At 52.9% G+C, this 25,670-nt stretch carries 20 protein-coding genes; 6 read left to right on the top strand and 14 right to left on the bottom strand.

Translation table 11 applies throughout. The features are described 5' to 3' along the window. Positions 1 to 9 precede the first annotated feature (9 nt). From HU175_RS17710 to HU175_RS17700, 3 genes are all read right to left on the bottom strand, one after another. Positions 10 to 2,922 carry a glycosyl hydrolase gene (locus tag HU175_RS17710; protein WP_176567851.1) on the bottom strand — a complete coding sequence of 971 codons (2,913 nt, stop codon included), beginning with the start codon at positions 2,920 to 2,922 and terminating at the stop codon, positions 10 to 12. After that, the gene (locus HU175_RS17705; RefSeq protein WP_176567850.1) at positions 2,919 to 4,097 is read right to left on the bottom strand and encodes a glycoside hydrolase family 88 protein; all 1,179 of its coding nucleotides are present in this window, start codon (positions 4,095 to 4,097) and stop codon (positions 2,919 to 2,921) included. The genes HU175_RS17710 and HU175_RS17705 overlap by 4 nt, the downstream gene beginning before the upstream one ends. Positions 4,098 to 4,237: 140 nt before the next feature. After that, positions 4,238 to 5,431 carry a Gfo/Idh/MocA family protein gene (locus HU175_RS17700; RefSeq protein ID WP_176567849.1) on the bottom strand — a complete coding sequence of 398 codons (1,194 nt, stop codon included), beginning with the start codon at positions 5,429 to 5,431 and terminating at the stop codon, positions 4,238 to 4,240. 191 nt (positions 5,432 to 5,622) lie between these two features. Here HU175_RS17700 and HU175_RS17695 point away from each other — a divergent pair, with 191 nt between their 5' ends. After that, positions 5,623 to 5,937 (top strand): GNAT family N-acetyltransferase, encoded by a 315-nt coding sequence (locus tag HU175_RS17695; protein ID WP_176567848.1) that lies wholly within the window; start codon positions 5,623 to 5,625, stop codon positions 5,935 to 5,937. Positions 5,938 to 6,382: 445 nt separating this feature from the next. Continuing rightward, positions 6,383 to 8,731: an alpha-L-rhamnosidase C-terminal domain-containing protein gene (locus HU175_RS17690; RefSeq protein WP_218037004.1), complete on the top strand. Its 2,349-nt coding sequence runs from the start codon at positions 6,383 to 6,385 to the stop codon at positions 8,729 to 8,731. 245 nt (positions 8,732 to 8,976) lie between these two features. On the opposite strand, the gene rho is transcribed toward HU175_RS17690, so the two are convergent. Continuing rightward, complete coding sequence (rho, locus tag HU175_RS17685) at positions 8,977 to 11,091, bottom strand: transcription termination factor Rho (RefSeq protein ID WP_176567847.1); 2,115 nt, start codon at positions 11,089 to 11,091, stop codon at positions 8,977 to 8,979. Between the two features lie 642 nt (positions 11,092 to 11,733). On the opposite strand from rho, the gene HU175_RS17680 reads away from it, so the two are divergent. From HU175_RS17680 to lptC, 3 genes are all read left to right on the top strand, one after another. Then, a complete protein-coding gene (locus HU175_RS17680) occupies positions 11,734 to 12,519 on the top strand; it encodes a type III pantothenate kinase (RefSeq protein WP_228724195.1) in 786 nt (261 codons plus the stop codon). Continuing rightward, on the top strand, positions 12,476 to 13,792 hold the full coding sequence (locus tag HU175_RS17675; protein ID WP_228724194.1) for a hypothetical protein: 1,317 nt from the start codon (positions 12,476 to 12,478) through the stop codon (positions 13,790 to 13,792). The genes HU175_RS17680 and HU175_RS17675 overlap by 44 nt, the downstream gene beginning before the upstream one ends. 154 nt (positions 13,793 to 13,946) lie before the next feature. Continuing rightward, entirely contained in the window at positions 13,947 to 14,504 is a 558-nt protein-coding gene (lptC, locus tag HU175_RS17670; protein ID WP_176567845.1) for an LPS export ABC transporter periplasmic protein LptC, read from the top strand. 70 nt (positions 14,505 to 14,574) lie between these two features. Here lptC and HU175_RS17665 read toward each other — a convergent pair whose 3' ends face one another. From HU175_RS17665 to HU175_RS17620, 10 genes are all read right to left on the bottom strand, one after another. Further along, positions 14,575 to 14,994: a c-type cytochrome gene (locus HU175_RS17665; RefSeq protein WP_176567844.1), complete on the bottom strand. Its 420-nt coding sequence runs from the start codon at positions 14,992 to 14,994 to the stop codon at positions 14,575 to 14,577. Further along, positions 14,991 to 15,659 (bottom strand): SCO family protein, encoded by a 669-nt coding sequence (locus HU175_RS17660; protein WP_410528566.1) that lies wholly within the window; start codon positions 15,657 to 15,659, stop codon positions 14,991 to 14,993. Before HU175_RS17660 ends, HU175_RS17665 begins: the two co-directional genes overlap by 4 nt. Then, entirely contained in the window at positions 15,625 to 16,074 is a 450-nt protein-coding gene (locus tag HU175_RS17655) for a viral A-type inclusion protein (protein ID WP_176567842.1), read from the bottom strand. Before HU175_RS17655 ends, HU175_RS17660 begins: the two co-directional genes overlap by 35 nt. Before the next feature lie 49 nt (positions 16,075 to 16,123). After that, complete coding sequence (gene recN, locus HU175_RS17650) at positions 16,124 to 17,797, bottom strand: DNA repair protein RecN (RefSeq protein ID WP_176567841.1); 1,674 nt, start codon at positions 17,795 to 17,797, stop codon at positions 16,124 to 16,126. 73 nt (positions 17,798 to 17,870) lie between these two features. Beyond that, positions 17,871 to 18,779 (bottom strand): DUF4835 family protein, encoded by a 909-nt coding sequence (locus tag HU175_RS17645; protein WP_176567840.1) that lies wholly within the window; start codon positions 18,777 to 18,779, stop codon positions 17,871 to 17,873. A gap of 69 nt (positions 18,780 to 18,848) precedes the next feature. After that, complete coding sequence (gene coaBC, locus HU175_RS17640) at positions 18,849 to 20,096, bottom strand: bifunctional phosphopantothenoylcysteine decarboxylase/phosphopantothenate--cysteine ligase CoaBC (RefSeq protein WP_176567839.1); 1,248 nt, start codon at positions 20,094 to 20,096, stop codon at positions 18,849 to 18,851. A 99-nt stretch (positions 20,097 to 20,195) separates the two neighbouring features. Then, on the bottom strand, positions 20,196 to 20,504 hold the full coding sequence (locus tag HU175_RS17635; RefSeq protein ID WP_176567838.1) for a DNA-directed RNA polymerase subunit omega: 309 nt from the start codon (positions 20,502 to 20,504) through the stop codon (positions 20,196 to 20,198). Between the two features lie 50 nt (positions 20,505 to 20,554). Continuing rightward, complete coding sequence (gene bamD / locus HU175_RS17630; RefSeq protein WP_176567837.1) at positions 20,555 to 21,478, bottom strand: outer membrane protein assembly factor BamD; 924 nt, start codon at positions 21,476 to 21,478, stop codon at positions 20,555 to 20,557. 104 nt (positions 21,479 to 21,582) lie between these two features. Beyond that, on the bottom strand, positions 21,583 to 22,242 hold the full coding sequence (locus HU175_RS17625; protein WP_176567836.1) for a T9SS type A sorting domain-containing protein: 660 nt from the start codon (positions 22,240 to 22,242) through the stop codon (positions 21,583 to 21,585). Positions 22,243 to 22,338: 96 nt separating this feature from the next. Further along, positions 22,339 to 24,117 carry an OstA-like protein gene (locus HU175_RS17620; protein WP_176567835.1) on the bottom strand — a complete coding sequence of 593 codons (1,779 nt, stop codon included), beginning with the start codon at positions 24,115 to 24,117 and terminating at the stop codon, positions 22,339 to 22,341. A gap of 18 nt (positions 24,118 to 24,135) precedes the next feature. On the opposite strand from HU175_RS17620, the gene tilS reads away from it, so the two are divergent. After that, the gene (gene tilS, locus HU175_RS17615) at positions 24,136 to 25,512 is read left to right on the top strand and encodes a tRNA lysidine(34) synthetase TilS (protein WP_228724193.1); all 1,377 of its coding nucleotides are present in this window, start codon (positions 24,136 to 24,138) and stop codon (positions 25,510 to 25,512) included. Positions 25,513 to 25,670 lie beyond the last annotated feature (158 nt).

The raw sequence follows: 25,670 nt of genomic DNA, 5'->3' as shown, positions 1-25,670 counted from the left end.
AAACAGGGGTTAACGGTCAGAGAGGGGTAAGGAAGATAAAGGCGTTAACGTAACGGGGCCGAGCAATCCGGAAGGGTGTGGCTGCCAGTTTTCGGCGGTGAACAGACCGTCCTTGCCCCGGTTTTCCTTCAGTCGGGCCGACATATTGATGTTGTAAAATTTCTTCCAGTTTACGTGCCGCTTGTCCAGGTCAGCAATGCGGTTAGCCATACCATTGGAGACCGTAATTGTCAATTTATTTGTCGGCTGAAGTAAACTGCCCGGAATGGTCAACTGATACGTTGGGCCAATGAGCGTTGCCAGTTCCTGCCCATTCAACTGAACACGGGCGCTTTCCGCTACCTTACCCAGATCGAGCTGCCAGCCGCCGGTATGTCCGGCGGGCCGGGGAAATGTCAGACTGTAACTGGCCGCGCCGGAAAACACCTTGACGCCGTCGCTGGGCAGGTCGGTCCAGGAGCCGGGCTGACTAGTCGTAACCGAGGCTGGCTTGGTTGGGCCGCCCGACACAAAATCGACCGTCCAGGTGCCCGACAGCGGTTGCGGTTTGCCAGCGGCCTGCTGGTAGACAAAGGCCGGTTCGGCCGGATGCTGACCCGTAACGGTCGTTTCCAGAATACAAGATTCACCGGGGGCCAGTTGCAAATACACGTCGGATAGGCCAGCGCTGGTTTTGCGAATGGCTGCCCGACCGGTCTGCTCGGTCATCGGGTTGAATAGCGTAGCTGACTGCGCGTTTGTCGCCAACGAAACCCAGTCGCCCACGGGTTTATCGCCCGAGTTGAGAATAAAATAGTAATGCCCCTGCCGACCCGACGTACTAAAACGGCGCCGAATCACCTGAAGCTGCCGGTCAACCAGTGATTCCCGGTTGACACCCGCCCGCGTCAGCAGGGAATCGATTGATGAGCCTCGCAGAAAGGCCCCTTTTCCGACTGAGATTCGTTCCTCCTTATCCGTTTTGCTGAACGCCAGACGCTTAATCAATTGGTCAAACGCCTGTTGGCGCTCCGCCAATTTGCCCAGACCCGGTACGTTCGTCGGCATCTTCCCCGCGACGATTATTGTTGCGCCCTGTTGAGCCAGCTTCACAAGCTGTTGCAACGTGGCCAGCGGCATGTACTGCACATTGGGCAGTAGAATGGTCCGGTACGTAGCGCCCCCCGAGCTTACTAACCGCCCGTTGGCTGTAGTGAGCCTGGTCAGTTGCTTGTCGGAAATGAAATCAAAACTGTACCCTTTCTGAAGCAGCGTCTCGGCCTGATGAGCAACGGGCAACTCCTTAAAGCCATGTTCGATGCCGTCGAAATGCTGCAACAGCCGGGGTTCGGAGCGGTCTTTTCCCTGCTTAACGGGTTGCGCGTAGGCATCATAGGTCGGCAGGTACACCAGCACCTCGTTATCGGGCTTGCCCCGCTGCAGGAACGACTGACAACGGGCAACGTATTGATTCAGCTTACTAAAATCGGTCCAGAATGAGTTGTTGGGATTGACGTGAACGGCCGCGTAAAACAGCCAGCCTGGCCACTCGGCCTGGGGCGGGGAGTAGTTGGTGCCATGGTAGAACATGTGGTTGACCCCGCCCAGTAAAAACAGATCCAGGTCTTTTTTGACGTCGCTGAGTGTTGAGAGAAAATGCTCGTTGTCCCAGGTGGCGGACTCCGACGAGATCAGCGGTTTACCCGTTACGTTGGCGGCCGAGGATGCAAACTTGATCCGGAGCAGGTCAGTCCCTTCAATCTCTGGAATGTCGGTTTCGGTGTAGAGGTCGAGAATGTTGGCGGGTGAACCGTGAGCCTGGTTCCGGATGATTTTGCCCCGGTTTTTCGCCCAGTCGTGCCAGGTCCGGGTGTAATTCTCCAGAATCAGCTCGGCAATGGTCTCCCGGTAATCACTCAGCACGCGCCGGTGTTGCTCATCGCTGGTGTCGAACAATTCGGGCAGGTGTTGTTTTAGGTCATATCCCCGCCGTTTGGCAAATTCGGTAAAGAGTGCGGGCGTCCAGTTGGCTTCCCCCTGGGCATCGTCGACTTCGTATGAATCGTTGAAGAACGCACGGAGTGAACCAATGTTACGTCCAGTAAACGCCTTGTCGAATCGCTGGAGATAGTGCTGCGTAGCGGCTTTTGAAAAATGGTCGATCACATCGCCTTCGCCACCTGGCCCCGCCCGCTCGACCTGCTTACCGTGCCAGCCCTGGAACACCGCGTAGAGCGTCCAGGGCTTTTCGGTTGCCCCGATGGGAGCCGTCCAGGTAAGTTGTCCGTTGGTGTCGACGTAGCGGGTCAGGTCAAGGGCCTGTCCGTTACCGTACGCCATCAGCGTTTGCAGCGGGAGTGGCTTCTGAAACCGTACCTGATCGAAGGCATGGCGTTGTAAATCCGGGTTTTTAGCCACCGGGTCAGCCAGTTTCTCAATAGCGATTGCCTCATCCACGGCCCGCACCATTGGTTGCTGCACATACGTAACGGACTCGCTCAGGCGCTGGCCTGGCTTCAGGGTGTACGTTTTGAACGTAACGTATTTGCAGGCATCAGCCGGCGATACCCAGGGGCCACCAAACGGCCATCCCGACGCCTGCGCCATATCGACCCCCAGGTTCAGCCGCTTCGCTTCGGTCAGGGTATGGTCCAGCCGGTCCATCCAGGTTGGCGACAGAAAATTGATAAACTGCTGTTCGGTGCCTTTAACTCCATAGATGGGCGTTATTTCGACTCCACCCAGCCCGGCTTGCTGGTACTGCGTCAGCAGCGTAGTAAGGTCGCCGGGGGTGACGGCGCTGCCCATCCACCACCAGCGGGTCCAGGGTTTGGTTTGCTGAGTGATGGCTGGCCAGCGGGACGAAGTCGTGGGGGCAGGCTGGGTGAGGCCGGAGGTTGTTACAGCGCTGGCGACCAGCAGCGAGAGAGCCAATTTTTTCATTTCAGGCGGTACACTTCAGACCCGGCCAGCAGCAGGCAGCCTAAGCCATAATCTTCAAAATCGGGCTTGCTCACGTACGTAACGGGTTGCCCGTCTTTGGGCTCTTTACCGGTACCCTGTACGTAGCCCAGAAATCCATTGGCATGTACGGCTTCTGTAGCTATGGCGTTCCAGGCGTTGGCGATGATCGGCTGATACGTTTTGGCATCGAGCAGACCGTGGTTGATGCCCCAGGCCATCCCGTAGGTGAACAACGCCGTACCGGACGTTTCTTTGCCGCCGAAGTTAGAGGGGTCCATCAGGCTGACATTCCAGAAACCGTCGGGGCGCTGGAGTTTTGGGAGTGCCTTCATCATGGACATGTACATCGTTTCGTACTCGTCGCGGTGGGGAGAGTCTTTGGGCATAATGTCCAGTACGCGCACGAGCGCGGCTACGACCCAGCCGTTCCCCCGCGACCAGTAGCAGTTGCCACCGTTTGGCTCTTTGTAGGGCGGCACAAAATCTTTATCGCGCCACCACAGGCCCTCGGCTGGATTGTAGAGTCCACTACCGCCATGAACCGTTTTGGAATAGGTATAGATCTGGTACATTTTCTCGTAGTACCGATTAGCCACCGCCGGTTCGTCGCGGTGCAGTACTGCGAGTTTGGCAAAGACGGGCATGGCCATCTGCAGTGCGTCGATCCAGTTCCAGTCGTCGATGCGCTCGCTGGCTACCATGCTGTCAATGGCGGTCTGAATTGCCTGGATGCGTTCAGGTTTGGTGCGCGGGCCGTCCGGATCGAGTTCGAACAGATCGATGTACGTCTGGGCGCAGCACTGGTTATCGGCGTTGCGATCGGTTGGGCCGTTACGTAGTCCCCACTGGTGTTTTTCGCCCCAGTCGACGGCGTAATCGTAATAGCGTTTCTGCGGATCGAGCGCGTAGAGCGCCATCAACCCCTCGTAATACACCGCTCGGGTCCAGATATGGCTGGGCCGGACTTTGTTGGTGACGATCTCTTTCCCCGGATCGGGCCACAACTGCATGAAGTAATTATTCGTTCGGGTCATCGTGGCCAGAATCGCCTTCTTGCTGGGAAGCTTCGGCGCAACTGGTTTAGCGGCTGATACCGTGGTCGACGTAATCAGGCAGAGAAGCAAGACGTACCAAAAGGCGGGGCGGTGGCTCATTGATTGGGTAGGGAACGTATCAATGATAGAGAAGCCAATTTTCCTGATTTCTACTGAACGCAAAATCGGCCGGACACTACGCCCAGCCGATCGAGACAAAAGAAGTTTGCTGTAGTTTCCACCGTTTACCCGGTACGTGACTACGCAACTGCTGATTTATCCATGTACTGAATCACATCTTTTGTCGGTACTTTCTGCCCCGTCTGGGCAGCCTTAAAAATTGCTTCGATCAGTTGAACATCACGCATACCCAATTCGCCCGGTACGGTCGTGGGCTTATCGTTCAGGACGCAATCGGCGAACGCGTCCATCTGACGAGCCTGCTGCGGTACGTTTTCGATGTCCATCTTTCCCTCACTGGTTTTCCCCGAAAGGCCACCATACCCATAAGCGGGATCGAGTTCAAACCAGCCTTTAGCGGCTTCAGCCCGTAGTTTGTTGTATTTATCGTTGAAACTGGTTTTGCAGTCGGCTACGGTACCGTCGGCGAAATACAGTTTGAAATCCATGCCTTCTTCGATCTTGTCAAAGACCTCAGGCTTGGTTACCGGATGAAATTTGGCTGATACGGCGATAGGAATCTCTCCCTTCGTGTAGATAGCGCCCTGCAGACAGTAGATACCAACATCACGTAACGGTCCACCGCCCCCAACACCTTTGCCCATCCGCCATAGATTTGAGGTGTCCTGTACTTGAGCATCCTCGGCGATGATGTGGTTAACTTTGCCGTAGACCTGCTTCTGACCCAAACGCATCATTTCCCGATTGTGCGGTTCGAAGTGAAGGCGGTAGCCAATTGATAGCTGCTTGCCCGCTTTCTTACAGGCGTCGATCATCTGCTGACATTCTTCCGGATTCATCGCCATCGGTTTCTCGCAGATGACGTGCTTCCCCGCTTTAGCGGCCCGAATGGTGTATTCAGCATGCATCGAATTCGGCAGTACGACGTAAATGATATCAATGTCCGGGTTGTCGGCGATCTGATCGAACGTTTTGTAATCGTAGATATTCTTGTCCGGAATATTGTACTTCTTTTTCCACTCTTCGGCTTTTGAGGGTGTTCCCGTCACAATACCTGCCAGACGGCAATTGGTCGTCTTCTCCAGGGCAGGAGCCAGCTCTTCGGTGCTGTACTTGCCCAGTCCGACCAGTGCGATTCCCAGTTTGCGGCTGGTACCTGCGGTAGTTGTGGTTGATGTAGCCGTCTCGGCCGTCGATTCGCCGGATTTACTGCTACAGCTTTGTAGGCCGAACGAGGCAAGGGCGGGCGCTGCCAGGGCTGCTGTACCTAACTGATGAATAAAGGTCCGACGCGAAAAGAATGATTGATTCATAACGTAGGTTGATTAAAATAGCGAAAACTCAGAGAGTTTACTTTACATGTAACCTGATGGCCAGACGATTGTTCTATCAGCTTGGTAGGTTGCGGACCGACGACCGATGATGGGTATCTGACTGAAAACCGACAGCGAAGAACAATTTGATGGGTTCGTGTGTAGCTACTACCAACAAGACGCTATGATCTATGGACGAGAAAAACGTAACCGTGCGTAATAACCCGGACAAAAACCGGTTCGAACTGGAAATTGATGGAAAACTGGCAATTTCAGAATACCAGCGGATTGATGATAAAACTCTGGCGCTGGTGCATACCGAAGTCGATCCTGACCAGGAAGGAAAAGGGGTGGGATCGCAACTGACGAAGGGCGTATTTGAGTATGTCGAGCAGCACAACATGAAGATCGTGTCGTTGTGTCCATTTGTATCGACCTACCTGAAACGGCACCCCGAGTGGAACCGGATTGTGGCGGACAAACGTAAAACCGAGGATGTTGAGTAGGGAATAGCGCTTAATCTCTACTTTTTATCATTCTAACCAAGATGTGTGCTGATAGGAGGAATCGTAAAGCTTCTCGTTAGGGAGCTTAAGATTCCTCCTATCAGTTTTTTGGGCTATTACTTAGCTGTCCAGTACTTGTTGTTCATTCTTAACTGGCGGGTATGAGTCTAAACGGTTTGCCAGAGCAAATGACCTGACCCCGTTGAGCCGGTTAGCATCTCGTGTACTCGTCTCACTGAGTCACAGAATTACGTCGAGGATTAGGTGCCGTGAATGTCAACGCTTGAGGTTTGGGGTCTAACGTTTTTTCGATAAGTTGCCACAGCGCTGGCTGACCGGTGGGAATCGGTCAACTCCTGGAAGGCTGTGGCCTGATGGTAATCATCTGACGATACCGAGATTCGACCGATTCTCTCGTTTATCCTACCCGAAACATACGCCAAGAGTGAGAACGACAAACACAAAGCTGAATACGATCCCACAGAAAACTGGCAGACAGGCAGCCATATGGCTACTTCTTATTGTCGGACTTTTGTCCTCAAAGCCCCTTTTTGCTCAACAACAGGCGCTGCCAGGCTTTTGGATTTCTTCCGCTCAAGTGGGCGTTGACAAACCGAACACCTGGATCGCATTTCGGCGGGATTTCGTCTTAAAAAGAAGACCAAAGCAAGCGATGGCGACCATTGCTGCAGATACGAAATACTGGCTCTGGATTAACGGTAATCTTGTTGTGTTTGAAGGCGGCCTTAAACGCGGACCTACCCCCAAGGATACCTACTATGACCAGGTGAATCTTGAACCTTACCTCAAAAAAGGAGAGAACCGCATTGCCGTATTACTCTGGCATTTTGGAAAAGATGGTTTCTCGCATGTTAATAGCGGACGCGCCGGGCTTCTGTTTACGATGGGAACGGGGGGGCAGCTCTTGTATACTGACAAGAACTGGCTGTGTCATGTTCATCCCGCTTATGGCACAACCGATGAACCATCACCCAATTTTCGTCTTCCCGAATCCAACATTCGTTTTGATGCCCGTAACGATATTGCTGGCTGGCAAACAGCGCCAGTGAACGGTCTTTCCGGCTTCAACGCTGCGAAAGAGATTGGTCGCCCTGGCGATGCTCCCTGGCACGCCCTGGTAAAACGCCCCATCCCACAGTGGAAAGATTTTGGGTTGAAGGACGCGGTACCTGAGCATCATCCTGGTAGCACCAGGGATACAATCATTGCCCGGTTGCCTTACAACATGCAGATGACACCGACTATCGTGATAAGCGATAGCGTAGGAGGGCATCTGGTTGGGATTTTAACCGATCACAGCAAAGCGGGAGGGACCAACAATGTTCGAGCTGAGTATATCACACGAAAAGGTCACCAGGAATATGAGTCGTACGGCTGGATGAACGGAGAGAAACTACTGATCACGGTGCCTCCCGGCGTGAAGGTCATGGCGGTCAAGTACCGCGAGACGGGCTATAATGCAGAACCCGCCGGCAGTTTTGTCGTCAGTGATGAATTTTACAATCAGTACTGGAAGAAAGCACAGCGTACGTTATACGTCAACATGCGAGACAATTATTTTGATTGTCCCGATCGAGAACGAGCCCAGTGGTGGGGGGATGTCGTACTGCTCATGGGGGAGAGTTTTTACACCTACTCTACGTCTACTCATGATTTGATGCGGAAAGCAATCCTGGAACTGACGGCGTGGCAGCGACAAGGAGGAGAGTTGTTTTCCCCGATACCCGGTAATTTCAATACAGAGCTGCCGGATCAAATGCTGACCAGTATTGGGCGTTACGGCTTTTGGAACTACTACCTGAATACCAACGATCGTGAAACGATCAAGACGAGTTATCCGGGAGTGAAACGATACCTGGGGTTGTGGAAAACCGACGAGACGGGTCTCACAGTATTACGCAAGGGTGACTGGCTTTGGGGGGATTGGGGCGATAACAAGGATTTGAGACTAATTATGGCCGGATGGCATTATTTGGCGCTGGAAGGAGCGGCAAACATGGCAGATCTGCTTGGATACAATGACGATGCAGTTGCTTATCGTCAGGTTATGGAGCAGGTAAAAGCGGGGTACAACAAATGTTGGAACGGCTATGCCTACCGTCATCCAGCCTATCATGGCCAATCCGACGACCGCGCACAAGCTTTGGCGGTTATTTCAGGAATAGCCGACTCCGCAAAATATGTCCCTATTCTATCGCTATTGAAGACGCAGTTCCATGCTAGCCCTTACATGGAAAAATACGTAATGGAAGCCTTATTTGTCATGGGAAATGGGGGCTACGCGCTGGAAAGAACGAAAAAACGTTTTGCCGACATGGTGAATACGCCTGATTACACCACCTTGTTTGAAGGCTGGGGTGTTGGCGAAAAAGGATTTGGTGGTGGGACAACCAACCATGCCTGGAGCGGAGGAGCTCAGATCGTTATTGCTCAATATCTATTTGGTATTAAACCGCTGGAAGCAGGATACAAAACATTTTTGATCGAGCCGAATCCGGCCTCACTCACCTCCGGGACGCTCAACGTTCCGACTGTACAGGGAATAGTGGGCTCTTCGTTCAAAAACGACGCCAATGGTTTTACATTGACTGTAACCGTTCCTAAAGAAACGACTGCAATCGTACGGCTTCCCGAGGGTTCAACTATACACGTGAACAATAAGGCTTTAGAAGATAGTCAGCTCGACGTGGAGAAGAAATGGCTGAAAGTAACCTACACAACATTCAAGCTTACTTCAGGTACGTATGAGATTAAACGAGCGAAAGCAATGTAGTAGTTTCTAGTAGATTGGAGCCTGTGAGCCATTGGGGAGTAGCTCCTGAAAGTATCTGTCAAGAGTGTGACCACCAACGTTGCTATTGGGCGTCCAGCGTTTTTTCGATAGGTGGCACAGCTATCCTAATTTAAACATACGCCAAGGTCGAAAGAGGAAGGTATTAGTCTCCATTACGTTAAAAACGAGAATCGTCCGGCTACAGTGCGTAACCGGACGATTCTCGTGTGGTAGCAGATGACTGCTTATCGGTTCATCGAAATCAGGAACTCTTCGTTGCTGCGGGTGCCTTTCATGCGCTCGAGCAGGAAATCCATGGTTTCCATAGGATTCATGTCGGCCATGTGCTTGCGTAAAATCCAGACGCGTTGCAGCGTTTCCTTATCCAGCAGTAGGTCTTCCCGACGTGTACCCGAGGCCATGACGTCCACGGCCGGGTAAACCCGTTTGTTCGCCAGTTTCCGGTCGAGCTGAAGCTCCATGTTACCGGTACCTTTGAATTCCTCGAAGATAACTTCGTCCATTTTCGAACCCGTATCGATCAGAGCCGTAGCGATAATAGTTAGCGAACCGCCGTTCTCCACGTTCCGAGCCGCCCCGAAGAAACGCTTAGGCCGGTGCAGGGCGTTGGCATCTACACCACCCGACAGGATTTTGCCCGACGATGGCACAACCGTGTTATACGCCCGGGCCAGACGGGTGATTGAATCGAGCAGAATTACGACGTCGTGACCGCATTCAACCATCCGCTTCGCTTTTTCCAGTACCATGCTCGACACTTTTACGTGCCGGTCCGCCTGTTCATCAAACGTGGACGAAATAACTTCGGCGTTAACGCTGCGGGCCATATCCGTCACCTCCTCTGGACGTTCGTCGATCAGGAGAACGATGAGGTACACCTCGGGGTGGTTCTTGGTGATGGCGTTGGCAATTTCCTTCAGGAGCACCGTTTTACCCGTTTTGGGCTGAGCCACGATCATGCCCCGCTGGCCTTTCCCGATGGGCGCGAACAGATCCAGCACCCGCGACGAGTAGTTTTCCGGGCGGTTGCTGAGGTGAAGCTGTTCGTCGGGGAATAATGGCGTCAGGTATTCGAACGGAATCCGATCCCGGATCTCTTCGGTCGTTTTACCATTGACGGTCGAGACACGTAGCAGAGCAAAGTATTTCTCACCTTCTTTCGGGGGCCGGATAGCACCCCGAACCGTATCGCCGGTTTTCAGGCCGAACAGTTTGATCTGGGAGGGTGATACGTAAATATCGTCGGGGCTGGCGAGGTAGTTGTAATCCGCCGACCGTAAGAAGCCGTAGCCACCGTCCTGCATGATTTCCAGGACACCTTCGTTGTCGATGATCCCATCGAACTCCCGGATATGCTGGTTGTACTGCCGACGAATGCGGTTCTGGTATTCCTGAGCTTCGCGTGAGATCTGCTGCACCTGGGGTTGCTGCTGCGTAGCGGGTTGCTGGTGCTGCGATTCCGTAGAGGTCTCCGCTGGCGTTGCCGCTTCGGTTGCGGAAGCTGCATCTGCAGACTGCATGTTGGCTGCGTTATCCTCCGAAACAACCGTTGGTGTCAGAAATTCATCGTCCGATGGACCCTGGTAAGAAGCGGTCGTGTCTTCAACAGGTTGCCGGTGGGTGCGGGGGCGCTGGCCATCGCGCCGGTTATTATCCCGGCCGTTGTCAGGACGCGACCGGTTGTTATCCCGGTTCTCCCGCGGGGTATCAAACGAGCCTTCCGGACGCGGGGTCCGGGTGCGGTTCTGATCGGGCCGGTTCGCAAAGCGGCTTTCCCGATTTTCGCGTGGCTCGTTCGCGCGATTGGCAAATCCATTGTTCGTCCGGGGACGTGCCGCAGGTTCCGGTGTTTCAGTACGCTCGGCGGAAGCTTCGGGCTGGGTGGCAGTAACTTGTGGCGTTTCGGCCTGTGCGTCGCTGGGGAACGTACCGGGTTTGGTTTCAACCGCTTCCGTTTCGGCCGTCGTTGTCATGCCATCCTCAGGCGTTGGGGCGGGCAGATCGGCGGCTCCGGCGTCCCGCCGAACACGCTGCCGGGTACGATTACTATCCGGACCGTCGGTAGCGACTGCTGTTTTACGGGCGGGTTTAGCCGTATCGGTGCTGTCTGCCTCAACGGCAGCGGGCGTTGCCTTGCGACGGGTCCGCTTGGGGGCTGCGTCGGTTGCTGGTTCCGCTTCGGCTGGAGTTTCCGACGCTGGCAGAACAGCCTGCTCGCTCAGGATTTTATAAATAAGTTCTTTTTTGGGGTATTTGGCAGAATCGCTGATTCCGAATTTCTCGGCAATCGGCCGAAGCTCGGATAACAGCTTCGTATTCAGTTCTTCAATGTTGTACATACAGTGCAGGTTATCAATAAACCTTAAGAGGGCCGTCGGGGCGGTAAATGAGAAATGAGAAGTGCTGGACTAGGCTATGACGAATGATGGGGTAAGACAGAGGCCCGAATTGGCGCGTCAGAACACGCTAACAACCGATAGCCTAAACTAGACTTGCCAGGTTCAATGGGTTACGTAATGAAAACAGGTCAAAATGTACGTTGGGGTGAGTTCCCCGATTCAAACACGAAGATCCGGAGGGGCCGGATGTGGTGTTCATCAAAAATTTTTGAGAAAATGGCCGGTTCGCTGTAGACTACCGTTGCGCCTTTGTTAGAAAAGCCTGATTGCCACCATCGAAATGATGGGAGCAAATATAGCAGGTCGAACCACCTTTGTCAATACAACGAACTGCCGATTAAAAATGTTTTTCAATTCACCAGTACTACCTTTATTTAACGGGAATTTTTCTAAAAACATCCGACCGCCCGCTGGTCATCGTCAAAAAATCGGCTCAGGAACTTGCTGAAAATGATACAAAGTTAGCCGGGACGTTAAAAAAGGTTAAAAAAATAGGGCTGACGATACGTTTCCGTTTCCCTGTCTGCGTTACAACGATACGCAGCCGGAATGGGTCATGTTGGAAGCTACCCGTTAACATGTATGATAAATCTGGTTATCGACTGGGGCAATACCCGATTAAAAGCTGGCTGGTTTGCGGGTGACCAGCTGATCGAAATAAGCCGCTACGAATCCATTGACGAACTGCTGAACGACAGCGGTGTCCGGCAGGCGGCACAACCGATAAACCGACATGTGCTGGTGTCATCGACCGCGCAGTCGGCAGCACTAATCGGGCAGGGGCTGGGGCGGCTTAATTATACGGTTCTCGTGCTGAACGGGCAAACACCATTGCCTATACGTAACGGTTACGGGACGCCACAAACGCTGGGTGCCGATCGGGTAGCGGCCGCGGTAGGGGCGGCCGCCCTGTTTCCGGAGCGGGACTGTCTGATCCTGGACCTGGGCACCTGCCTGACGGCGGACCTGATCGACCGGGAAGGCACCTTTCAGGGGGGGCTTATTTCGCCGGGCCTGCGCATGCGCCTGCGGGCTATGCACGAACAGACGGCCCGTTTGCCGCTGATCGACTGGAAACCGGACGAGTTGACTGACTGGCCATCGCCGACGGCCAAGAACACGCGCGATGCTATGTTGAGTGGCGTACTGAATGGATTGTTACTCGAAATGAATGGACTAATCGATCAGTACCGCCACGATCGGCCCGAAATGGTCGTAGTACTATGTGGGGGCGACGCGTCCGTTTTTGAAAGTCGTCTGAAACCCCCGATATTTGCAATGCCCGAGTTGGTGCTCACTGGATTGAATCGAATTTTACGGTATAATGTTGAGAATTTACAAGCGAATACGCCGGACGTTAACGCATAGCATACTGGCGCTTGCCGCTACGTCGCCGGTGGTACTGGCGCAGGGACTGGGAAATGCTCCCTACTCTTCACTGGGCATTGGCGAACTCTACAGTCAGGGAAACGTCACCAACATGGGTATGGGCAACGTCGGCATCAGCAACGCCAGTCTGTTTCACCTGAACTTACAGAATCCCGCGCTGCTCGCCCGCCGGTCATTCCTGACGGTATTCGAGGTAGGTCTGCAGGGCCAGAACAAGTCGATCAGCCAGAATTATAACGGCAGCACGCAGAACCAGCGCTCGTTTGGCGCAAACCTGGGGTATCTGGCACTGGCGTTCCCGATCAATTCCCGCTGGAATATGTCGCTGAGCCTGAAGCCGTATACTTATGTTGATTACACAAGTCAGCAGTACCGGGTCATTCCCGGAACGAATTACCAGGCCGAATACAACTATACAGGTCGGGGCGGCCTGAATAAGGTTACGTTTGCCAACGGTTTCCGGCTTACCAAGAATATTTTCGTTGGGGGAGAAGCATCGTTCATATTTGGCAACATCACCAATACGTCTACCTCACGGGTACTGGTTTCCAATGCTTCGACGAGCCTGGGCAACACGGTGGTGAACCGACTCGACCGAGTCAACTACAGTGATATTGCCTGGAAACTGGGGGCAGCCTGGCGGCCAAAGCTGAGTGAAAACTGGACGCTGAACCTGGGCGCTACCTACGATCCGCAAACCCGCATCAATGGCCGCGAATCCAACATCTATCAGCAGTCGGCGTCAACGGGTGAAGCCATCTCGGCCGCTGATACGCTGCGTCTGAACAGCTCGGGACGGGCGACATTGCCCCAGCAAATGCACTTTGGCCTTAGCGTAGAAAAAAATAACACGTTACTGGTCGGCGTGGATGTTGGCCTCCAAAAATGGAGCGAATACCGCACTGTCAATAATCTGTCGGGAAATCTACTGGATGCCATGACGGTTTCAGCCGGTATGGAATACACGCCAAAGGTTAGTTCGACGCGCTACTGGGACGTTGTTACGTATCGTCTGGGGTTCCAGTATAATCAGTTACCGTATCAACTGGGTGGCGTTCAGCTCAATGATATCAACGGTAGCGCCGGTATCTCGCTGCCGGTGGGCGCTTACCGGGTAAACTATATTACGCTGTCGGTAGTGGGTGGCCAGCGCGGTGCACTGATAGGCACTCAGATTCGGGAACAATACGTCCGGATGGCGCTCGGTTTCTCGCTCAACGACCGCTGGTTCCGCAAGCAGGTGGTTGACTAAGTAACAAAAAACGCTGGCAACGTTTACCCTGAGCTAAACTAATAGCCTTGGTAACTGCGTTGCCAGCGTTCGTAGTAAACCGGCCTGACAACCCAGCCCCGAAAAACTAATTGGTCAGGGCGGACGTTCCTCTGGTAGTATCCACGAAAATTCAATGAATCGAGACCATCGGCACTTACTGCTAACTTTTTTGCTGGGGTGGCTGTGCTTCTGTCTGTTGAGTTGCGAAGGCCCAAAGCAGACAAAAAAAGTGGAGCCGTACAGCGGGCCCATCGAAGAAATCAACGACGTTCGACTGCTGTACAGCGAAGCCGCCGTGATGAAGGTAAAGCTGACGACCGCCAGACAATTGCGGTACGCCAACGACAACCGGAAATATCCCAGGCCAGTTAATATCATCTTCTACGACCAGAACGGCCAGGAAGAAACGAAACTTCAGTCAGATTCCGGCAAGTACGACAAGGCCAAGGACTTGTACACGGTTATGGGGCACGTAGTCGTGACCAAGTTACTGAACCAGCAGAAAATGCTGACCGACCAGCTCAACTGGAGTCCGGTAACCAAGAAAATATACACCGATCTGCCCGTCACGATTTTGAGTCCTGAAACGGGTGAACGGCTGCAGGGAATCGGGCTGGATGCCCCCCAGGACTTTTCGCGCTACTCCATCCGGAAAACAACGGGTATCTTCAATATTTCAAGTACGCCTTAGTGCTTGCTGGAACAAAAAAGAGGGATCACTAATCAGCAATCCCTCTTTTTTGATACGTACTGTTTGATACTTATTTCTTACAGGCTTCCAGTACCGCCGTAACCTTCTTCACATCGGTCAGCGTATTTTCGCGGCCCCATTCATTGTAAATATAGGTTGTTAGCTCCGCTACTTCGAGATCGCTGAGCTGTGGTTGGGCGGGCATTGGCCGATTATAGGATTTGCCGTTTACGGTAATGGGTCCCTGAAGTCCGTTCCGGATCAGACAGATAACCTGCTCTTTGTGTTGCAAATAGTCAGACCCAGCCAGAGGTGGATAAAGTGCCGCCAGACCTTCTCCTTTTTTCTGGTGGCAGTTGGCGCAGTTATTCTGGTAAATCAGAATGCCTTCGGTAATGTACTTCTGCCGTTTTATTTCTTCGTCACTCTGACAGCCAAACTGTATAACGAACAGACTGCCGAGTGCCAGTAACGCGATACGCTGCTTCATGATTTATACTCGGCCAGGAGCCGGTCAATGTCCTGCATGAGTTTGTCAACGCCCGCTTCGGTCGTTCCGTCGTAGATACCCCGGATGTGCTTTTCCTTATCAACCAGAATGAATGCGCCACTGTGCACCACCCCGCCGGGGGCAGATTTGTCTTCCTGCGCCGTCACCATGTAGCTGTTCTGACCGATGTCATAAATCTTATCACGATCGCCCGTAACGAACAGCCACTGTCGGCCCGTTACGCCCAGATTGTCGGAGAACTCTTTTAGTACAGCGACCGAATCATGGGCCGGATCAATCGTGTGCGACAGCAGCATTACGTTCTGATTTCCCTTAAATTTCTCGTACACGCGCTTGAGCTGTACTTTCATTTTCGGGCAGATGGTCGGGCAGGTCGTGAAGAAAAAGTCCGCTACGTACACTTTGTTGTTGAGTGCTTGCTGCGTCACCGTATCACCGTACTGGCTGACAAACGCAAAATCGGGGATGGTCTGGTAGGTTGTATCCGTTACTGTTTGACCGTCGACCGTTTTCGTGACGGCTTCCCGCTGGCCCAGGATGGGTAGTTTGTCGGAAGAGGAACTACAGGCGCCTACTGCCAGCAGCAGGCCAGCGGCCAGGGCCAATACGCTACTGTTTTTCCAGAAACTGCTGGGCTTGTTCAATACTGGTATTAACTTTTGTTTTGACATCGGTAATCTGATCTTTCTGCGCGGCCAGGTAGTGCAGCGCATCGTCGGTGGAAATTCTGGACAGGGTATCGTTGTTGTAACGGGCCATCCAGTTCATCATCAGGCTGTCGGCAACGGTCAGGTTCTGCAGGAGCCGGGCGGCCTGATTTTTTTCTTCGGTCGTGCGAATTGATGTCGCAGCCGAGCCCGTTGCTTTCAGGCTATCAAGACTGGCAATATGCTGGCTTAGCTGCTTGCGCAACTGAAGAAGATCGTCCAGTTGCGGCATCACGTCGTCGTGAATGGCAAAGACCTCGTCTTCGGCGTTACGTACGGTTTCGTCACCTGACCGGCAGGCACTGACCATCGCGCCCATGAGCAGCACTGCCAGCGAAAGGGGTATTCTCATTCGAAAGGGGTGAAGTTTATGACTGGGTATCGTGAATAAGGCGGGTGGATTATTTGGCTACGGCAGCCGGTCGTTGCTTCAGGATCTCGCGGGCGCTTTTGACCGCACTCGGTGTTGGCGTTTTACCGCCGATCATCTGCGCGATTTCAGTTACCCGTTCGTCGAACGTCAGCTTACGGATGCGGCTAACGGTTTTATCGGCCGAGTGATCTTTGTACACGAAGTAGTGCGCTGTTCCCTGACCGGCAATCTGGTGCAGGTGCGTAATCGCGATGATCTGGTGGCTGTGAGCCATATCCCGCATCATATTCCCCATTTTAATCGCGATTTCGCCGGAAACTCCCGTGTCGATTTCGTCGAATACAATCGTTGGTAGCGAGCGTTTGCTGGCCAGAATATATTTGATCGCCAGCATCAGCCGGGAGAATTCACCCCCCGACGCTACGTTTTTGAGTTGCTGTGGTTTAACGCCTTTGTTCGCACTGAACAGGAACGTAATGGTATCGATCCCCGTCGAGCTGGGCTTGCTGGTTTCAGACTTGATGTCAAGAGAAGCATTTGGCATTCCCAGATCGTGCAGCAGGCTACTGATCTCCGCTTCAATAGGTGCCAGCACCGCCTGTCGGGCGGCCGACAGCGTATCGGCGCTCACCTGAAGCTGGGACCGTGCGGCTTCGACCCGGGCTTTAGCTTCGGCGAGGTTATCGTCCAGGTTCAGTACTTTGCTTACTTTCTGCTCCAGTTCATCACGCAGGCTGATCAGCTCGGCAACACCCTTGGCCTGGTGCTTGGTCTGTAATTGATAAAGCAGATTCAACCGCTCGCGGATGGTTTCGGCCCGCGTATCGTCAAGGTCTACGCCTTCCTGTTCCGAACTGATCTCGTCGGCCAGGTCGCGGAGTTCGATCAGGCTACTCTGTGCCCGTTGGAGTAACGGCTCGTACTGCTCCGAAATCTTACTGACCGTAGTCAGGTTGCTGACGGCGCTTTTCAGGAAATCAATAACCGATTGCTCAGCGTTGTCGAGGTACTCGTACGCCATCTGCAGCCGCTCCTTAATTTCCTCGGCGTTTTCCAGAATCGTCAGGTCCTGCTCCAGCGTTTCCTGCTCGTTGGGCTGCAACTGGGCTTTGGCAAGTTCCTCGTAAAGAAAGTTATTATAATCAAACTCTTTCCGCATGGCCGACGCTTCGGCAACCAACTGGTCGTACACGGATTTGTACCCCCGGTAGGACTGATAATCTGACCGGTACTGCTTCAGCAGCGCATCGTCCTGTGCATAGGTATCCACGATTTCGAGCTGGTACTCGTTCGACCCCAGCAGGACCGAATCGTGCTGGGAGTGAATGTCCATCAGCTGGCTCGTAATCCGGCGAAGTGTTTCCAGATTTACGGGTGTGTCGTTGACAAACGCCCGTGATTTACCGCTCACGCTGATTTCCCGGCGAACGATGCAGGTATCGGTATAGTCTAATTCTTCTTCGTCAAAAATGCGTTCGATCTGATAGCCCGACACTCCGTATGAGCCCTCAATCACGCATTTTTTTTCGGGGTTGAACAGCACCCGGGTGTCGGCCCGGTTACCCATCAGTAACCCAATGGCCCCCAGCATAATTGACTTACCCGCGCCCGTTTCGCCCGTGATGATATTCAGCTCACGGTCGGGCACCAGCTCGAGTTCATCAATGAGTGCGTAATTCTTTATTAATAAGTGCGATAGCATAAGTGAAGCTCCTTACTTAACTAACAATACCGGCTGGTACCCGGTTCAGACCGGACTGCCCGAATTGCCGTTTCTAAAGCGTTAATTTTCGGTAGAGTTCCGTCTTGGCGGGGTCTAGAAAAGACAGCAGATCAAAGGCGCGTTTCCGCTCGGTCGGCGTTCCCTCGTACAGGATATTGTATAGTTCCTGACTTTTGGCGTCGAAGAACGAGTTAATCAGCACGGAATTCGGCAGTTGCAGACCAATACCCCGGATGGTATTTAACAGATCGAGCGTCTGCTTGCGAACCTGCACCGGATTGGTCGCAAATACGTCCAGGCCCTGCCGGTGATACGTGTACAGACCATCCCGGAAGGGCAGCAACTGCTGATTCTGCAGATTCTCGATCAGCCAGTACCGGCTTCGGCGGTCGCCCCCCGTTTGCCAGGCACCATTGATTGATCCCTGCTGGGCGAGGTTCATGATGGAAAACGCCTGCTGGACAAAAACGCCACCGCCCTGCTTGCTGAACGTGTCGTAATCCATCGCCAGAATGATATTGGCGTAGAACGCCAGCATTGAGGTCAGGTCGTCGGAAAACTGATTTTCCCGGTAATAAACCGGCGTAGTGGGCAGGTACACAAAGTTGAACGCGCGGTCGACGTAATTGAGGACGGTCGTTTCGTAATTGGTGCCATATACCGGCCGCGTAGCAATGATCTGCGCTGTTGCTTCAAACGCTCCCAGCTGCAGAGATTTAACCAGATTGATGTTCAGCGAGCAGTTGATACGCTCGGACGGCGAAAACTGATCGTTGCTCCAGCGCCGGTTGTTCATTAGCTCAGTGATGAGCCCTTTCAACTGGTTAACATAGGATACGTCAATTTTCTGCTGGGCAAATAACTGATCCGTATTGATCGTCACCTGACAATTCAGCTCCTGCGCATTGGCTCGTAGCAGACCAACTATAAAAAAGGCAACGAGCAATTTGACTACGTTCATACCAATAAAAAAATAGGGACTGCGTAAAAACTAGGCCAACATGTGCGACGGCAGGCAGGGTTTACAGGGCTACTGAATGAGGAACGAAGGTTGCTGTTCCTGCAGCTTTGCTGCCACCAGATTAACCAGATCCTGTGCTACGTCGTCCTTGGATTTTAATGCAAATTCGTGGGTTTGTTCGTCTTTATCAATAACGGTAATCTTATTTGTATCGTGTCCAAAACCCGCTCCGGCGTCCCGCAGTGAATTAAGTACAATCCAGTCCAGATTCTTGGTTTTTAATTTCTTGAGCGCATTTTCGAGCTCGTTATTTGTCTCCAGTGCAAAGCCCATCAACCATTGGTCCGGTCGTTTTTGGGCGCCCAGCGTAGCGGCAATGTCCACCGTACGGGCCATGTCGAGCGCAAAGACCGATTCTTTCTTTTTTAGTTTCTGATCGGCCGGGTGCGCGGGAGTGTAGTCGGCCACGGCGGCACTTAGTACCGTTACATCCGCCCGGGGAAAGGCATCCAGCGAAGCGTCCAGCATTTCCCGTGCCGTTCGTACGTTAATCCGTTCAATCCGTGAGTCGGGCAGGTCGAGAGCCGTAGGTCCGCTGATCAAGGTTACCGAAGCCCCGGCGCGGACAAAGGCCCCGGCGATGGCATACCCCATTTTGCCGGTTGAGTGGTTGCTGACGTACCGTACCGGATCGATGGGCTCCTGCGTCGGGCCGGCCGTGATCAATACCTGCCTGCTAGCCAGAGGCCCCGTGGGTTGTTGCTGAGCAAAGAATGCATTAAGCGTCTGGCAGATGGTTTCGGGTTCGGCAAGCCGCCCTTCACCGACCAGACCACTGGCCAGTTCGCCGTGCTCCGCCCTGATGATATGATTCCCGTAGGAGATAAGCCGGTGAATATTCGCTACCGTAGCCGGATGCTGGTACATATCCAGGTCCATGGCAGGGGCAAAGAACACCGGGCAGCGCGCCGACAGATACACCGCCGACAGCAGATCGTCGCACAGACCCTGTGCGCAACGGGCCAGCGTATGCGCCGAGGCCGGAGCCACGATGAGGGCATCGGCCCAGAGACCCAGTTCGACATGGTTGTTCCAGCTTCCGTCGTTTCCGCTCACAAAGGTGGACAGAACGGGGCGCTTGGATAGCGTAGCCAGCGTGAGGGGCGTAATAAATGTCTGCGCGGCCTGGGTCATGATGACCTGCACCTCGGCTCCGGCCTTAACCAGCAACCGGACCAGCAGCGCCGATTTGTAAGCCGAAATACTACCCGTTACGCCGAGCAGTAGTCGTTTTCCCCGAAGTTGTGTGAAATCCATACGTACCAGTAATCAACCTGCTGATCAGAAGCATACCAACAAAAAACCGCACGGCAGCAATACCGTGCGGTCATATATCGGCAGCGGCCGGCCAGCTGATTAAAGCTCTTCGTCGTTGTAGCGCCAGTACACTTTACCCTCCAGAAACTCGTCGGTAGCCGTTGAGGTTGGTTTAGGCATCCGCTCGTAGAATTTCGAGATTTCGATCTGCTCGCGGTTTTCAAATACTTCTTCGAGGTTATCGACAGCCGATACGAACTCCGACAGTTTGTTGCTCAGTTCCTCTTTGTTCTTCGTCGAAATCTGCCGGGCGCGTTTCGAAATGATCGACACGGATTCGTACAGGTTACCGGTATGAGCCGCAATCTTGTCGTTGTCGCGGGTAATGATGGATTGGTTCGTTGCCATATGGATACTATATAAACGCAACTGCCGGGCAGCTGCGGGTGATAGACAAGTTAGTCGTTCGACGCGGTAGTGACCTTAGCCGGACGGCTCGGGTCGGTTGATTTACGCTTTTCCTGCTCGCGTTGTTTTTCCTGTTCGCGTTCCTGCTCCAGCTTGTTCAGCCGTTCAATTTCTTTCTGGCTGGTTTCATACATTTTCTCCGTCTGCTTCACGTAACTGCTCTGCGGATACTTGTCTATGAATTCCTGGTGATAACCCATTGCTTCCTGATAACGTTCCTTCTGTTTCGTCTCCAGGCTATTCTGCGCCAGACTGAACTCGGCGTCAACTTTCAGAAAGGCAAGCTCCTCATTGTATTCCGAATCCGGGAATTCTTTCTGGAAGTTATTGATGGCAATAACTGCCGATTTATAGGAAGCAATGTTGAAGCCGCTGGTTTTAAAATACAGCTTGGCTTTTTCGTAAGCTTTCCGTTCCAGTTTTTTCCGTAGATCCATGATATACTCGGTGGCTTCGGGCTTGTACTGGCTATCGGGATAAGCATTCAGAAAGTCCTGCAGGGCCGAGGTCGCGGTCAGGGTGTTGGACTGATCAAGGTTGTACTGGGGGGTATCCTTATATAGTGATTTAGCGTAGAGATACATGGCCTCCTGAGCGTAGTCACTACGGGCAAATGTTTCGTAGAACTTCTTGAACAGCGTAGCGCTAAGCAGATACTGCTGCTGGTTGTACTGCGTATAGGCATAATAAAACTGCGCCATTTCGGATTCCGTACTTCCTTTCAGAACCGGAATCAGTTCTTCGAACAGCAGGCCAGCGTGATACCAGTCTTTTTTCTGGTAATACTCTGTGGCGGCTTTATATTTTTCGGCATCGGTTCCACTCTTCTGCAGTTTATTGAACGAGCTACAGGCGCTTACCAGAACGCTAAAGCTGAGCCCCAGAAGAATATTGACGACAAGACGGTTCTGCATACGATACAAAGATACGGAAAAAAGTACAGGCTACACCGTTCTAACGACGAGGTAGCCTGTATAGTGCCGAAAACCGGCCGTGATTTAACCTAATTTAACGGGGATTACTGGTGCCGAACGAGCAGCCGTTTAGTGGCTACTTTCTTGCCGTCTACCGTGAGTTGATAGAGATAGTAGCCGGTCGCCAAGTCGCGGGTCTGCATTCGCACTTTATGGTCGCCGGTTTCCAGGCCATACTCGGCAACGGGTGACCCCAGTACGTTCAGTAACACTATCTTAGCCTCGCTGATCGGCCCTGTTAACTCATAATCTACTTCCGCTACGTTGTCGGCGGGGTTAGGATACGCGTTTGATACCTTGATATGCTCATTACCAAACATCCGGTCTTCGGCCAAACGCTCCTGCAAACTCATTGCACGGGTTTCTGCGGGAGCGGAGGAAGGGCTTTCAACTGCTGTTGCGGTGCGCGCAGGGGTTTTTGACGACGACCGGGAAACCATCAGCGAGCGGTAGTGTTCGTTGATAGGGGCATTTTTGTGAATATTGACCGGACGGTCGGACTGAACCGACGCCGGGTTAGGGACAATGGAAAAGCGCTGGGACGACAGCGTCGGCACCGTCTTTTTCGACGTGCTGCCCGTACGGCCCAGTTCAAGTCGGCTACCACGAGCCGCGTCGGAATCCCGGGGCGTCACCTGCGCCTGAAGTGGGATCGTTGCCGCGAGCAAACCCGTGAGTACACCAATAAGTATAAGTTGTTTCATGAAAGTCTATTTCGGGTACGCTTCTATTCACCGCAAACCTATGCCCAGCAAAAGAGAAAGTCAACGATGAAAAATTTAAAAAATTGTTAAAATAAATTAACGAGCATCTATTTGAACCGGCTTAGGCCCCAAAGGTTTAGTCGGCGTTTTAAATTTTGCTGGTTTTTTAGCCGCCGGCTTACCCACCGGTGGTATTTCCTGCCACAAAACCTGTGCCCGATTTGGTTTTTCCGCATCGCGCCATCGAAATCCGTCGAGCTGCTGCTTATCCTCTGTAAATTCTTTTGGCGGAACCAGCTGAGCATCAGGCCGTCCGTAGAAGCGAATCTGTCCCACCTTGTTATCTGCGAATTCGAGGTTCATCTTGCTGCATTCGACGTGATTTAATCCAATCATCTTATTCTTATCGTCCAGTGCATAATAGATGCTCTGTCCGTTGCCTTCTACGATGACCCGCTCCAGTTTCGTCTCCTGCTGAACAGTGGTTGACGATATCGGGGATGTGGTATTTTTAGCTAGTACGCCATTGCTGGCGCCGTTCGTTGCAGTACTCGACCCACTTTTCCCGGCAACCGGCTTGCCAACGGGCATAGAGTCGATCACGGGCGTAAGTTTCGTGCCGAAATAGGCCGTAATAACCCGCCCTTTTACCTGGTTGAAATTCTGTAACGTATCGAGGGAAATAATAAATGACCGTGTTTTCATGAACATCGTATGAATTCGGTTATTCTTCATGAGCGCCCGCATCGAATCGGCCTCCATCTGGTACTTGTTCTGGCTCCAGACGATGGGTTTTTTATAGAAATAAATGGTTGAATCGGCGGTGTCGTAAATGAGGGAGTCACACTTGCTCTGCAAATCCGACTTGAAGACGTACACGTTTTTCTGCCCCAGCAGCCGACGGGTGTTGGTTATCTTATTATCGAACGAAAACAATGTATCGGCCCGCAGATAAAGCGTGTCCTGCTGACTGGCCACGGTTTTAGCCACCGGGTGGCCGACAACGCGCGAAATACCGATCTTGCCGTTGTAGCGGACGTGATCACCCGTAATAACCGCTTTTTTATCCTTGGCCACCATGATGACGTTGCCGTCGGCAATACCCAGGTCGGCTACGTTGTCGTAGTATAAAGTATCGCCCGTAATACGATATTTTGGGGTCTCGACGGTGGCCCGGCGCTGGAAATTAGAGATGCCGGTCGTTGTATTATATTGCCCGGCAATGGCCGTCAGGACCCCATCTTTGTTGACAATTCGGGTTGGTCCCTGGAACGTAGCAATCCGGGAATTAGAATTATACAGCAGCGAATCGGCCGTGAGTGTACCTTTGGGATTGACGAGCCGGACGTTCTGCCGGAACGTAAACAGCTTAGTGCGGGTGTCGTAATAACCTTCGCGGCTGGTCAGGACGTTTTCTTTGTCGACAATCCGCCCCGGCTTGGGGTAATGGGCTATGCCGGATACCATGTCGTAATCCAGATGGGTTGTCGTCAGCGTCATCTTTCGGTCACGCATGATTACGTGGCCGCGCATGTTGGCCTGCCGGGTGTTGCCGTAGTAATACATAGTATCGCCCCGCAGATTGATGGTGTCGCCCTGCACCAGCCGGACATTACCATAAGCCTCGATAACGTTAGTAGTTACGTTCTGAATAACCCGGTCTGAGTACATGAGCGCACCTTTATGCCGGAATCGCACGTTATTGAATAGCTGCCGGACTACTTGACCTGGGGTGTTGAGAACGGCTAAACTATCCGCCCCCAGCAGTTCAACTTTATCCGTCGGATTTCCCGCCTGCGCCAGTGCCTCGGACGGAAAGATGGCCGGGCTAAGCAAAATGAAACCGATAAATACGTGAAGAAACAGGCGAAACATGGGGGCAAAACTACGGCTTTGGGACAAGACCAACGGATTGAACAGGCTTTTTTAGGATTTATTAACGACAACCAGCTTCTCAATTCTAGCGAACGCACCGTCTTGGCCGTCAGTGGTGGGCTGGATTCGGTAGCCATGGCTGAGTTGTTCTACCGAACCAACATTCCTTTTGCTATAGCGCACGTCAATTTTGGCTTACGCGGGGCCGATTCGGAGGCTGATGCCGTTTTTGTAAAAAACAAAGCTGAACAATACGGGGTTCCGTTTCACCTCGTGCGTTTCGACACCCAGGCCGAAGCAGCACGCCGGGGCATTTCGATCCAGATGGCCGCCCGCGAACTGCGCTATACCTGGTTCAACGAACTATGTCAGGAACACAAGTATCCCAGCGTAGCCACCGCCCACCACCAGAACGACGTACTGGAAACTCTGCTGCTCAACCTGTCGCGTGGTACCGGTCTAGCCGGTTTGCACGGCATTCTGCCCAAACAGCCGGGTCTCCAACCGGGTCTTATCCGCCCTCTGTTGTTTGCCACACGCGACCAGCTCGCCGACTACGTAATGCAGCAGCAATTACCGTACCGCGAAGACCGCTCCAACGCTGAGGATAAATACGCCCGCAACCGCATTCGCCACCATGTCACACCCGTGCTGACGGAACTGAATGCTGGTTTCTGGCCCGTGTTCGCCCGCACAGTTGAGCGCTTACGCGCGGCCGATGCGCTGGTACAGCATGAACTGGAACAATCCTGGCAGGCGCTCATTAGACACGAAGGGGAACAGATTACGTTGCCCGTTGACCAATTACGGACATTGCGGGAACTGCCTTTCCGACTGGGGGAGTGGCTGAAGCCTTTTGGTTTCAGTGCCGATCAGGTGACAAATCTAACGACTGCGCTGGAACACCCCGCCGGGCAGGTGTTTCGGTCGGCAACCCACCAGCTGACCCGCGAGCGAAACGTACTGGTACTGGAGCCGCTACGTTGTGAAGCCTCCGTTTACCTCACGCTGAGCGACTGGCCGACTGACCCCTTAACTTTATCGGATGCCTATCAGCTGGAATGCAAGGTATCTGAAAAGGAAACAGGATTTGTACCGACGGCTGACGCGGAGATTGCCTGGCTTGACGCTGATCAATTACGCTTTCCGGTACTCATTCGGAAGTGGAAGCAGGGTGACCGTTTTCAGCCACTTAATCTAAAAGGAAGCAAACTGGTGAGTAACCTGCTGAACGACCTTAAAATAAGCCGGCGTGAACGGGAACAGTGCCTGGTGCTGGAAGCCAATGGAGAAATTGCCTGGGTTATGGGCTACCGGATTGCGCACAAATTTCGCATTACCGAGGCCACAACGAAAAAACTTAGGCTACGGATCCGACCGCTTCCGAACGATTGAAAATCAACTAAGAGAACGGTTTACCGAGAAATGAATACTTAGTGGATTGGATAATCTGATGTAAACGGTACTTTGGATAACTTGTTGTTCGTGCTCGAGAAGCAGCTAAAAGTTGTACTTTTAACCTGCCAATCCCGCGGAAAAGCCTGTTTTTTAAC

This window comes from Spirosoma sp. KUDC1026 (assembly GCF_013375035.1).
Classification (GTDB): domain Bacteria; phylum Bacteroidota; class Bacteroidia; order Cytophagales; family Spirosomataceae; genus Spirosoma.
The sequence above is the reverse complement of the archived record's forward strand: the minus strand, read 5'-3'. Positions and strand labels throughout refer to the sequence as shown.